At 73.9% G+C, this 11758-nt stretch carries 12 protein-coding genes; 10 read left to right on the top strand and 2 right to left on the bottom strand.

Annotated elements, in window-relative coordinates; translation table 11 throughout:
• The first annotated feature begins 45 nt into the window (after nt 1-45).
• From mihF to AC6EI4_RS17965, 9 genes are all read left to right on the top strand, one after another.
• Nucleotides 46-366 (top strand): integration host factor, actinobacterial type, encoded by a 321-nt coding sequence (mihF, locus tag AC6EI4_RS18005; RefSeq protein WP_498425182.1) that lies wholly within the window; start codon nt 46-48, stop codon nt 364-366.
• Nucleotides 359-928, top strand: a complete 570-nt coding sequence (gene gmk, locus AC6EI4_RS18000; protein ID WP_498425183.1) for a guanylate kinase — start codon at nt 359-361, stop codon at nt 926-928. Before mihF ends, gmk begins: the two co-directional genes overlap by 8 nt.
• A gap of 59 nt (nt 929-987) precedes the next feature.
• Nucleotides 988-1323, top strand: coding sequence for a DNA-directed RNA polymerase subunit omega (gene rpoZ, locus AC6EI4_RS17995; RefSeq protein WP_498425184.1), 336 nt, complete (start codon nt 988-990; stop codon nt 1321-1323).
• A gap of 22 nt (nt 1324-1345) precedes the next feature.
• Nucleotides 1346-2611: a bifunctional phosphopantothenoylcysteine decarboxylase/phosphopantothenate--cysteine ligase CoaBC gene (gene coaBC / locus AC6EI4_RS17990; RefSeq protein WP_498452347.1), complete on the top strand. Its 1266-nt coding sequence runs from the start codon at nt 1346-1348 to the stop codon at nt 2609-2611.
• A gap of 64 nt (nt 2612-2675) precedes the next feature.
• Nucleotides 2676-3872, top strand: a complete 1197-nt coding sequence (metK, locus tag AC6EI4_RS17985; protein ID WP_498425185.1) for a methionine adenosyltransferase — start codon at nt 2676-2678, stop codon at nt 3870-3872.
• Between the two features lie 141 nt (nt 3873-4013).
• Nucleotides 4014-6071, top strand: a complete 2058-nt coding sequence (locus AC6EI4_RS17980) for a primosomal protein N' (RefSeq protein ID WP_498425297.1) — start codon at nt 4014-4016, stop codon at nt 6069-6071.
• Nucleotides 6072-6143: 72 nt separating this feature from the next.
• Nucleotides 6144-6689 carry a peptide deformylase gene (gene def / locus AC6EI4_RS17975; RefSeq protein ID WP_498452299.1) on the top strand — a complete coding sequence of 182 codons (546 nt, stop codon included), beginning with the start codon at nt 6144-6146 and terminating at the stop codon, nt 6687-6689.
• On the top strand, nt 6689-7639 hold the full coding sequence (gene fmt / locus AC6EI4_RS17970; RefSeq protein ID WP_498452298.1) for a methionyl-tRNA formyltransferase: 951 nt from the start codon (nt 6689-6691) through the stop codon (nt 7637-7639). The genes def and fmt overlap by 1 nt, the downstream gene beginning before the upstream one ends.
• Nucleotides 7639-9060 (top strand): RsmB/NOP family class I SAM-dependent RNA methyltransferase, encoded by a 1422-nt coding sequence (locus AC6EI4_RS17965; RefSeq protein WP_498452297.1) that lies wholly within the window; start codon nt 7639-7641, stop codon nt 9058-9060. The genes fmt and AC6EI4_RS17965 overlap by 1 nt, the downstream gene beginning before the upstream one ends.
• Nucleotides 9061-9127: 67 nt before the next feature.
• On the opposite strand, the gene AC6EI4_RS17960 is transcribed toward AC6EI4_RS17965, so the two are convergent.
• Both AC6EI4_RS17960 and AC6EI4_RS17955 read right to left on the bottom strand, forming a co-directional pair.
• Nucleotides 9128-9853, bottom strand: coding sequence for an AAA family ATPase (locus AC6EI4_RS17960; RefSeq protein ID WP_498425301.1), 726 nt, complete (start codon nt 9851-9853; stop codon nt 9128-9130).
• A gap of 19 nt (nt 9854-9872) precedes the next feature.
• Nucleotides 9873-10475: a dihydrofolate reductase family protein gene (locus tag AC6EI4_RS17955; RefSeq protein WP_498452296.1), complete on the bottom strand. Its 603-nt coding sequence runs from the start codon at nt 10473-10475 to the stop codon at nt 9873-9875.
• Nucleotides 10476-10583: 108 nt separating this feature from the next.
• Between AC6EI4_RS17955 and ligD the strand changes: the two genes are divergently transcribed.
• Nucleotides 10584-11549 carry a non-homologous end-joining DNA ligase gene (gene ligD, locus AC6EI4_RS17950; RefSeq protein WP_498452295.1) on the top strand — a complete coding sequence of 322 codons (966 nt, stop codon included), beginning with the start codon at nt 10584-10586 and terminating at the stop codon, nt 11547-11549.
• Nucleotides 11550-11758 lie beyond the last annotated feature (209 nt).

Raw genomic sequence — 11758 nt, 5'->3', positions numbered from 1 at the left:
CTAGATTGACGACCGACCCGCCCCGCACGAAGACGAGGAACACACGTGGCTCTGCCCCCGCTCACCCCCGAACAGCGCCAGGCCGCGCTCCAGAAGGCGGCTGCCTCGCGCCGGGAGCGTGCCGAGGTGAAGAATCGGCTGAAGAACGCCGGTGCCTCGATCGTCGACGTCCTGCACCAGGGACAGGACAACGAGGTGATCGGCAAGATGCGCGTGGTCGACCTGCTGCAGGCGATGCCCGGGGTCGGCAAGGTCCGCGCCAAGCAGCTGATGGAGCGCCTGAACATCGCCGAGAGCCGGCGCGTGCGCGGCCTGGGGGCCAAGCAGGTCGCCGCCCTCGAGCGCGAGTTCGCCGCGCGTGACTGACGCGCCCGCCCGCCCCACCCGGCTCGTGGTGCTGGCCGGCCCCACGGCCGTCGGCAAGGGCACCGTCGCCGCGCGGATCCGCGAGGAGCATCCCGAGGTCTGGATCTCGGTGTCGGCCACCACCCGGGCGCCGCGCCCCGGCGAGGTCGACGGCGTGCACTACTGGTTCGTCTCCGACGAGGAGTTCGACCGGATGATCGCCGAGGACGCCCTGCTGGAGTGGGCCGTGGTCCACAAGTCGGCCCGCTACGGCACCCCGCGCGGCCCGGTCGAGAAGGCGCTGGCGGCCGGTCGCCCGGCGATGCTCGAGATCGACCTGCAGGGCGCGCGTCAGGTGCGCACGACGATGCCGCAGGCGCTGTTCGTCTTCCTCAAGCCCCCGTCCTGGGACGAGCTGGTGCGCCGCCTGGTCGGGCGCGGCACCGAGAGCGAGGCCGAACGGGTGCGCCGGCTGGAGACCGCGCGCCTGGAACTGGCGGCCGAGCAGGAGTTCGACGTCACCATCGTGAACCGGGAAGTTCATGCTGCGGCCGACGAGTTGGTAGCCTTGATGACACTGTGACCTTTCGCGGTCGCCGCTCCACCCATGCTCTCCCCCCAAACAATCTGTGAGGCTCACGCGTGTCTGCCCCGAACATCGACGCCCAGGGCGTGACCAACCCCCCGATCGACGACCTGCTGACCAAGACCGACAGCAAGTACAAGCTGGTGCTCTACAGCGCCAAGCGCGCCCGTCAGATCAACGCCTACTACTCCCAGCTCGGTGAGGGCCTGCTCGAGTACGTCGGCCCGCTGGTGGACACCCACGTCCAGGAGAAGCCCCTCTCGATCGCGCTGCGCGAGATCAACGAGGACCTGCTGACCTGCGAGGACGTCGACCCCGCCGAGCTCGCCGCCGAGGAGGCCGCCGCGAAGGCTGCCGCCGCCGAGGCCGCGTTCGCCACCCCGGCTGAGTGATCTCATCGGTCCGGTGACCTCCCTGCATGACGACGCGGCCGTGCCCCCCAGCGGGGCACGGCCCGCTGTCGTCCTCGGCGTGTCCGGCGGCATCGCGGCGTACAAGGCCTGCGAGCTGCTGCGCCGCCTGAGCGAGTCCGGCCACGACGTGACGGTGGTGCCCACGGCGAGCGCGCTGGAGTTCGTCGGCGCGCCCACCTGGTCGGCGCTGTCGGGCAAGCCGGTGGCCGCCGACGTGTGGACGTCGGTGCACGAGGTGCCGCACGTGCGGATCGGGCAGAACGCCGACCTGGTCGTGGTCGCGCCGGCCACCGCCGACCTGCTGGCCAAGGCCGCGCACGGGCTGGCCGACGACCTGCTCACCAACACGCTGCTCACCGCGCGCTGCCCGGTCGTGTTCGTGCCCGCCATGCACACCGAGATGTGGGAGCACCCGGCCACCGCCGCCAACGTGGCGACCCTGCGCGCGCGCGGGGCGATCGTCGTCGAGCCCGCCGAGGGCCGCCTGACCGGCAAGGACACCGGCAAGGGCCGGCTGCCCGAGCCCGCCGAGATCTTCGAGCTCGTCACCGGCGTGCTCGCCAGGGGCGCCGGGGGAGCGGGCGCCGAGGCAGCGGACCTGGCGGGGCGTCGCGTCGTCGTCTCGGCCGGCGGCACCCGCGAGTACCTGGACCCGGTCCGGTTCCTGGGCAACCGCTCCTCGGGGCTGATGGGCTACGCGCTGGCCCGCGCCGCCGCGTCCCGGGGCGCCGAGGTCACCCTCGTCGCCGCCAACGTGAGCCTGGCCGACCCGGCCGGCGTGAAGGTGGTGGCGGTGGAGACCACCGCCCAGCTGCGCGAGGCGGTCGTCGGCGCCGCCGCCGGGGCAGACGCGGTGGTGATGGCGGCCGCGCCGGCGGACTTCCGCCCGGTCGACCTCAGCGAGTCCAAGATCAAGAAGCGCGAGGACGGCACCGTCGAGCCGATCGCGCTGACGCAGAACCCCGACATCCTGCGCGAGCTGGCCCAGGAGGACCCGACCCGCCGCGCCCGCGTGGTGGTGGGCTTCGCCGCCGAGACCGGGGACGCCGGTGGCACGGTGCTCGAGCACGCCCACGCCAAGCTCGCCCGCAAGGGCTGCGACCTGCTCGTGGTCAACGACGTCAGCGGCGGCGCCGTCTTCGGCCGCCCCGACAGCGAGGCGGTCATCCTCTCCGCCGACGGCACCTCGCGGGAGGTGGCGCACGGCGCGAAGTCCGCCCTGGCCCAGGTGATCTGGGACCAGGTCCGGGCCCGCCTGGACGTTTAGAACCATCCTGGCGCGGCACGACTAAGGTGTCGCACACCACCATCGAACGGGAGTGAGTACGACTGTGGCTGGACGCCTTTTCACGTCGGAGTCAGTGACCGAGGGTCACCCCGACAAGATCGCTGACCAGATCAGCGACACGGTTCTGGACTTCCTCCTCGAGCACGACCCCGACAGCCGGGTCGCCGTGGAGACGCTGCTCACGACCGGTCTCGTCGTCGTCGCCGGCGAGGTCACCACCAAGGCGTACGCGCCGGTGGCCGAGCTGGTGCGCAAGCGGATCCTGGAGATCGGCTACGACAGCTCCGAGAAGGGCTTCGACGGCCACAGCTGCGGAGTCCAGGTCGCGATCGGCGGGCAGTCGCTCGACATCGCCCAGGGCGTCGACGCCGGCCACGAGCACCGCGTGGAGTCCTCGATCGACGAGCTCGACCAGCAGGGCGCCGGCGACCAGGGCCTGATGTTCGGCTACGCCTGCGACGACACCCCCGAGCTGATGCCGCTGCCGATCATGATCGCCCAGCGGCTCTCGCAGAAGCTCACCGCGGTCCGCAAGGACGGCACGCTCGACTACCTGCGCCCCGACGGCAAGACCCAGGTCACCATCGAGTACGACGCCGAGAACCGTCCGGTGCGCGTCGACACCGTCGTGCTCTCCACCCAGCACGCCGGGCACATCGACCTCGAGACCACGCTGCTGCCCGACATCCGCAAGCACGTCATCGACCCCGTGCTGGCAACCTTCGACATCCCCTCCGAGGGCTACCGGCTGCTGGTCAACCCGACCGGGCGCTTCGTGGTCGGCGGCCCGATGGGCGACGCCGGCCTGACCGGGCGCAAGATCATCATCGACACCTACGGCGGGATGGCCCGCCACGGCGGCGGCGCCTTCTCCGGCAAGGACCCGTCGAAGGTCGACCGCTCCGCGGCGTACGCGATGCGCTGGGTCGCCAAGAACGTCGTCGCCGCCGGCCTGGCGCGCCGCTGCGAGGCCCAGGTCGCCTATGCGATCGGCAAGGCCAGCCCGGTCGGCGTCTTCGTGGAGACCTTCGGCACCGGCGTGGTCCCCGACGAGAAGATCCAGGACGCCGTGCTCGAGGTCTTCGACCTGCGCCCGGCCGCGATCATCCGCGACCTCGACCTCAAGCGCCCGATCTACGCCCAGACCGCCGCCTACGGCCACTTCGGCCGCGAGCTGCCGGACTTCACCTGGGAGCGCACCGACCGGGCTGAGGCGTTGAAGGCTGCGGTCGGGGTCTGAGCGGCCCCCCCTGCTGGATTCACGAGTTAACTCGTGAAACCCGCACTTCCCACGTGATGGAACACGTGGGAAGTGCGGGTTTCGTGTGCTCAGTACGACGGGTGACGGGCACTGTCCGCGCCGGCTGGTAGGAATGCGGCGATGAACTCCACCGGCCAGGACCCCACCCTCGACCAGCCCGAGCTGCTGCCGGGCCTGGTCCGGGACTCGGTGCGCCGCTCGCGGCAGCGCAAGGCGGTCACCGAGAAGGCGAAGGCCAAGCAGGCCGAGCCGGCCGCGGTCGATCCGGTGGCCCGCGTCCTGGTCGACGTGCCGCTGGCCCACCTGGACCGGCCGTTCGACTACACCGTGCCGGCCGCGATGGCCGAGGGCGCGGTGCCGGGGGCGCGGGTCAAGGTCCGCTTCGCCGGCCAGGACGTCGACGGGTACGTCGTGGCGCGCGCCGCCGCCAGCGAGCACCCGGGCCGGCTCTTCCCGCTGCGCCGGCTGGTCAGCCCCGAGCCGGTCCTGGCGCCCGAGGTCGCCGAGCTCACCGCCCAGGTGGCCGAGCGCTACGCCGGGACCCGCTCCGACGTGCTGCGCCTGGCGGTCCCGCCGCGCCACGCGACGGTGGAGAAGGAGCCGCCGCTCGCGGCCGCCGGCGCGGGCGACTTCGACGCCGCCGCCGCGGCGGAGGCCTGGTCGACCCACGAGCACGCGGGCGCGTTCCTCGGCCATCTCGCCGAGGGCGCCAGCCCGCGCGCGGTGTGGAACCCGCCGCCGGGCACCGACTGGCCGCTGCTGCTCGCGCACGCGGCGGCCGCGACGTACGCGTCGGGGCGCGGCGTGCTGGTGTGCGTGCCCGACGGCAAGGACGTCGACCGGGTCGACGCCGCCCTGAGCCAGGTGCTGGGGGAGGGACACCACGTCACGCTGCGCGCCGACAGCGGCCCCGCCGCGCGCTACCGCGACTTCCTCGCCGTCAGCCGCGGCGCCCGACGGATCGTGGTCGGCACCCGCGCCGCCGCGCTCGCGCCGGTCCACGACCTCGGCCTGGTGGTGGTCTGGGACGACGGCGACGACCTGCACGCCGAGCCCCGTGCGCCGTACCCGCACACCCGCGAGACGCTGTTGATGCGCGCCGAGTCCCAGCACACCGCCGCCGTCGTGGGTGGGTTCGCGCGCTCGGTGGAGGCCGGCTACCTGCTGCGCACCGGGTGGGCGCGCGAGCTCGTCGCCGCCCGCGACACGGTCCGGCGCCAGGTGACGGTGGCGATCACCGGGGCCACCGACCGCGAGCTGGAGCGCGACCCCCTGGCCCGGGCCGCCCGGCTCCCGCGACGCGCCTTCGACGCGATCCGGTCCGGGCTCGAGCGTGGCCCGGTGCTGGTGCAGACCCCGCGCAGCGGGTACGCCGCGAGCCTGGCCTGCGAGCGCTGCCGCACCCCGGCTCGCTGCCGCGCCTGCTCGGGTCCGCTGTGGCTCACCACGGCGACCGCGCCGCCGGCCTGCCGCTGGTGCGGTACGGCGCACCCGGGGTGGTCGTGCGGGCACTGCGGGCACCACGGGCTGCGCGCCCCGGTCGTCGGCGAGGCGCGCACCGCCGAGGAGCTCGGGCGCAGCTTCCCCACCGTGCGGGTGCGCACCTCCGGTGGCGAGAGCGTGCTCAGCCAGGTCCCGCAGCGTCCCGCGATCGTGGTCGCCACGCCCGGCGCCGAGCCGGTCGCCGAGGGCGGCTACGCGACGGTGGTGCTGCTCGACACCTGGCTGGTGCTGGCGCGCGCCGACCTGCGCACCGACGAGGAGGCGCTGCGCCGCTGGTGCAACGCGGCCGCCCTGGTCACACCGGGCGGCGACGTGGTCGCGGTGGGCGACCCGTCCCACCCGGCGCTGCAGGCCCTGGTGCGCTGGGACCCGGGCGGCTTCGCCGAGCGGGAGACCCGCGAGCGGGTCTCGGCGCACCTGCCTCCCGCCAGCCGGCTGGCCGCGATCACCGGGACCCCCGGGGCGGTCGACGACGCGCTCACCCTGCTCGCCGCGCCCGAGGTCGCCGAGGTCCTCGGCCCGGTGCCCAGCGGCGACGAGGAGGTGCGCGCGGTGATCCGGGTCCCGCGTGCGCAGGGCGGTGCCCTGTCCCGCGCCCTCGGCGAGCTGCAGCGGGTGCGCAGCAGTCGCAAGCTCGACGCGGTCCGCATCCAGGTCGACCCGCCCACCCTGTGACCGCCCGGGGCGTCCGGCCCCGTCCGCCCGCTCACTAGACTGTCGGGGCAGTCCACCCGCGCAAGGAGATCCGTGGCCATCCAGCCCATCCGCCTCTTCGGCGACCCGGTCCTGCGCAAGCCCGCCGTCGAGGTCGTCGACTTCGACCGCGAGCTGCGCAAGCTCGTCGCCGACCTGCACGACACCATGCTCGACGCCCCCGGCGCGGGACTGGCCGCACCCCAGATCGGCGTCGGCCTGCGGGTCTTCACCTGGTACGTCGAGGGCGAGGCCGGCCACCTGGTCAACCCGAGCCTGGACCTGTCCGAGGAGCTCCAGGACGGCCCCGAGGGCTGCCTGTCGCTGCCCGACCTGACCTTCGACTGCCGCCGGGCGCTCTCGGTGGTCGCCAAGGGGTTCAACATGCACGGCGAGCCGGTCACCATCGAGGGTTCCGAGCTGTTGGCACGCGCGATCCAGCACGAGACCGACCACCTCGACGGCGTGCTCTTCATCGACCGCCTCGACGAGCAGTCCCGCAAGCAGGCCATGAAGCAGATCCGCGAGTCGGACTGGTTCGGCGCCGAGCGGCCCACCGTCAAGCTCTCCCCCCACCGCACGAACGGATTCGGACTCTGATGCGCGTCGTCTTCGCAGGCACCCCCGAGGTCGCCCTTCCCGCCCTCGACGCGATCGCCGCGTCCGAGCACGAGCTCGTCGGCGTCGTCACCCGCCCCGACGCCCCCGCCGGGCGCGGCCGCAAGCTGGTGCCCAGCCCGGTCGCCGTGCGCGGCGAGGAGCTCGGCGTCCCGGTGCTCAAGCCCGAACACCCCCGCGACCCCGACTTCCAGGCCGCGCTCACCGAGCTGCGCCCCGACTGCTGCCCGGTCGTCGCCTACGGCGCGCTGCTGCCGCAGTCGGCCCTCGACATCCCGGTCCACGGCTGGATCAACCTGCACTTCTCCTGCCTGCCCGCCTGGCGCGGCGCCGCCCCGGTCCAGCACGCGATCTGGGCCGGCGACGAGGTGACCGGCGCGACCACCTTCCGGATCGTCAAGGCGCTCGACGCCGGCCCCACCTTCGGGGTGATGACCGAGCGGATCCGGCCCACCGACACCGCCGGCGACCTGCTCGGACGGCTCGCCGAGGGCGGCGCCGGCCTGCTGGTCGCCACCCTGGACGGCATCGCCGACGGCTCGCTGATGGCGCGCGAGCAGCCCGAGGACGGGCTGAGCTTCGCGCCCAAGATCCTGGTCGAGGACGCCCGCGTGGACTGGACCGAGCCGGCCGCCGCGATCGACCGCCGGATTCGCGCCTGCACGCCTGGGCCCGGCGCCTGGTCGCTGCACGAGGGCGAGCGGATCAAGATCGGCCCGGTCACCGAGGCCGCCGACCACGAGCCGCTCGCGCCCGGGGTCCTCGACGTCACCAAGAACGCCGTCTTCGTCGGCACCGGCACCGTCCCGGTCCGCCTCGGCGAGGTCAAGGCGTTCGGCAAGAAGCAGATGAACGCCGCCGACTGGGCGCGCGGTGTGCGGCTCGAGCCGGGCGTGCGCTTCGGCGACGAGGCCGCCGCGGCCGACGCCTGATGGCCGACCCTCGTGCGCGCGGGCGACGCGCCGGGCGTCCGCCGCAGCGGCGCCCGGCCGGGGGACAGCCCCCGCGCGTCAAGCCCACGGCCGACCCGGCCCGCTCCGCGGCGTACGACGTGCTCAAGGCGGTCCGCCTCGAGGACGCCTACGCGAACCTGGCGCTGCCGCCGATCCTGGCCGGGCACGGGTTGAGCGGGCGCGACGCCGCGTTCGCCACCGAGCTGGTCTCCGGGACCCTGCGCCGCCAGGGCACCTACGACGCGATCATCGACGCCTGCCTGGACCGGCCCAAGCTCGAGGCCAAGGTCCGCGACGCGCTGCGCCTGGGCGTGCACCAGCTGCTGTCGATGCGGGTGCCCACGCACGCCGCGATCAGCACCACCGTGGACCTGGTGCGGGCGAAGATCGGGCAGGGCCCGGCCGGGTTCTGCAACGCCGTGCTCCGCAAGGTCGCCGAGCACGACCTGGCCGGCTGGGTGCGCCGGCTGGCCCCCGACCCCGGCACCGACCCCGTCGGCTTCGGCGTGGTCGCGCACAGCCACCCGCGCTGGGTGGTCGAGGAGCTCGAGCGCGCCCTCGGCGAGCGCGGCGAGGAGCTGGATGCGCTGCTGACCGCCGACAACGAGGCGCCCCGGGTGGTGCTGGTCGCGCGGCCCGGTCGCGCGGAGGTCGCCGAGCTGCCGGGCACCCCCACCCCGCTCTCGCCGTACGGCGTGGAGCTCGCCGGCGGTGACCCGTCGGCGGTCCCGGCGGTGGCCGAGGGGCGCGCCGGTGTGCAGGACGAGGGCTCGCAACTGGTGGCGGTCGCGCTGGCCCGGGCGGACGTCGCCGGGCGCGACGAGCGCTGGCTCGACCTGTGCGCGGGCCCCGGCGGCAAGGCGGCGCTGCTGGCGGCGCTGGCGGCCGCCGCGGGCGCGTCGCTGTTGGCCAACGAGCGGGCACCGCACCGGGCCGCGCTGGTGCGCCGCTCGCTGTCCGGCGCCGACGGGGTCGTCGGCGTGGTGACCGGCGACGGCACCCGCCCGGCCTGGGCGCCGGGCTCCTTCGACCGGGTGCTGGTCGACGCGCCGTGCTCGGGACTCGGCGCCTTGCGCCGGCGCCCGGAGTCGCGCTGGCGGCGCAAGCCCGCAGACCTCGACGCGCTGGTCCCGCTGCAGCGGGCGCTGCTGGGCGGTGCCCTGGACAGCGTCCGTCCCGGCGGCGTCGTGCTCTACGCGACCTGCTCGCCGGTGCTCGCCGAGACCGCGGGCGTCGTGCAGAGCGTGCTGGCGGACCGCGACGACGTCGTGCTGGAGGACGCCTCCGGGCTGCTCGCCGGGGTCGCCGACGCCGCCGGCCCACTGCGGGGCACGCTGCAGCTGTGGCCGCACCGCCACCGCACCGACGCGATGTTCCTGGCGCTGCTGCGCCGACGCTGAGCGCTGCTGCGCCGACGCTGAGCGCTGCTGCGCCGAGGCTGAGCGCCGCCCGCGGGAGGCCGGCGGCTCAGTCGGCGAGCAGGTGGCGCAGGTAGCGCTGCGGCTCGGCCAGGTAGCGCCGCCAGTGCTGGACCAGCTCGAGCTCCTCCCAGGTGGTCTCGCGCAGGCCCCACTCGCCGACCTCGAGCAGGCGCGCGCCCGGCATCGCCGCCAGCACGGGGGAGTGGGTGGCGCAGAGCACCTGCCCCTGGCGCGCCACCACGTCGTTGAGCGCGGCGATCAGCCCCATCGTCGAGGAGAACGACAGCGCCGCCTCCGGCTCGTCGAGGCAGTAGAAGCCCGAGGAGTCGAAGCGGGTGCGCAGCACCGCGAGGAACGACTCGCCGTGGCTGAGCTCGTGGAAGACCGGGTCGCGGGGGCCGGAGTGGTCGTCCATGTAGGTGTACCAGCCGTGCATGGTCTCCGCCCGCAGGAAGAACCCCCACCGGCTCGCGGCGATGCCGCGCTGGAGCTGCAGGGCCTGGCTCAGCGGCGACTCGGTCGGCCGGGTGACGTGGCGGCCCTGGGTGGAGCCGCCCTCGGGGGACAGCCCGAAGGCCATCGCCACGGCCTCGACCAGCGTGGACTTGCCCGAGCCGTTCTCCCCGACGAGCAGCGTCACGCCCTTGGCCAGGTCGAGTCCCTCGCGCATCACCTGGGCGACGGCGGGCACGGTGAGCGGCCACTCGCGCTCGGACAGGTGGTGGTCGGGGCGGGCCGAGACCCGGACGACCGGAGGCTGGTCGAAGTCCATGCGCCGAAGGTAGCGGCACTCACCGACGTACGGCGTACCTCGTGTGCACCGCGTACGGCGAGTGGTGCACGCTGAGCACCTCCAGGTCGAGGTCGTGGGCGAAGCCCTCGAAGAGCCGCTTGCCGCCGCCGAGCACCACCGGGGCCACCGAGATCGCCAGCTCGTCGAGGACCCCGGCCGCCAGCGCTTGGCGGATCAGGTCCGCGCCCCCGCCGATGGACACGTCGCGCCCGTGCGCGGCCCGCGTCGCCTGCTCGAGTGCGGCGTCCAGCCCGTCCACGAAGGTGAACCCGGTCTCGGGCGGTGGGGCCTCGCGGGTGCGGTGCGTGACCACGAACAGCGGGCCGCCGAACGGGTTGGTGCCGCCCCAGGCGCCGGCCGCGTCGTACATCCCGCGTCCGCAGAGCGCCGCACCGGAGGAGGCGGTGAGCGCGTCGAAGAACTCCTTGTCGGCCCCGCTCATCGCGGTGGGGTCGTGCGCTCCGGCGTAGGTCCACGGGCCGCCCATCACCCAGTAGTGCAGCCGCTCCCCGCCGCGGCCCAGACCGCGCTCGGGGCCGTCGTCCGGCCCGGTGACGTACCCGTCGACCGAGGTGGTGATGCCTGCCAGGACCCGGCTCATCGCGTGCTCCTCTCGTCGTACCGGCTCGGTGCTCCTGAGCAGGAAGACCGACGCGCGGCGAGGCCCTCATCGGCGGCGCCCGGGCGCCGGCGCGGCTAGGTTGGGCCCATGGCCGCATCCAAGTCGCCGTCGACCGAGATCGAGGTGGACGACAAGGTCGTCCGCGTCAGCAACCCCGATCGCGTCTACTTCCCCGAGACCGGGGCGACCAAGCTGGACCTGGTCGAGTACTACCTCGCGGTGGGCGACGGGATCGTCAACGCGCTGCGCGAGCGGCCGTGCATGCTGCACCGCTTCCCCACGGGCCTGGCCGGCGACAAGGTGCACCAGAAGCGGCTGCCGCAGGGGGCGCCGCCGTGGGTGAAGACCGTGCGGGTGCACTTCCCGCGCTGGAACCGGACCGCCGATGAGCTGTGTGTCACCGAGCTCGCGGACGTGATCTGGGCGGTGCAGATGTCGACGGTGGAGTTCCACCCCTGGAACAGCAGGCGCGCCGACACCGAGAAGCCCGACGAGTGGCGCATCGACCTCGACCCGGGGGAGGCGTGCGACTACGCCACCGTGCGCCGGGTCGCGCACGTGGCCCATGAGCTGCTCGACGAGCTGGGCGCGGTCGGCTTCCCCAAGACCAGCGGCAGCAAGGGCCTGCACATCTACGTCCGGATCCCGCCCGCGCACGGCTTCAAGGACGTACGGCGCGCCGCGCTGGCCTTCGCCCGGGAGGTGGAGCGCCGGGCCCCCGACGACGTCACCACCACCTGGTGGCGCAAGGACCGCGACCCGGCCGCGGTGTTCCCGGACTACAACCAGAACGCCCGCGACCACACCATCGCCGCGGCGTACTCCGTGCGCGGGCTGCCCGACGCCCGCGTCTCCACCCCGATCCGCTGGGACGAGATCGACGACGCCGACCCGCGCGACTTCACCATCGCCACCGTCCCGCAGCGCTACGCCGAGCTCGGCGACCTGCACGCCGGCATCGACGACGAGGTGTTCGACCTGGCCCCGCTGCTGGAGTGGGCCGAGCGCGACGAGCACGAGGGAGCCGAGCCGCCGGTCGACCCGGAGGAGTGAGGCCCCGGGCCTGGGGGCCGGGGCAGGAGTTGTCCTCTGGTGCTGGTGGGGTGTGCGCGGGTGTCAACCACTGATGTTGTCGGGCGAAGTTTCGGCCGACAACATTAGGCTTCCCCGGTCGGCCGGGGAATCAAGGGGAGAGAAGAGAAAGAAAAAACAAAAAAAAAACAAGACAAAAACACAAACAAAACCAAACAAACCAAAAAACA

The organism is Nocardioides sp. Z43_10, assembly GCF_059766615.1.
This window is presented reverse-complemented; position numbering and strand designations above follow the sequence as displayed.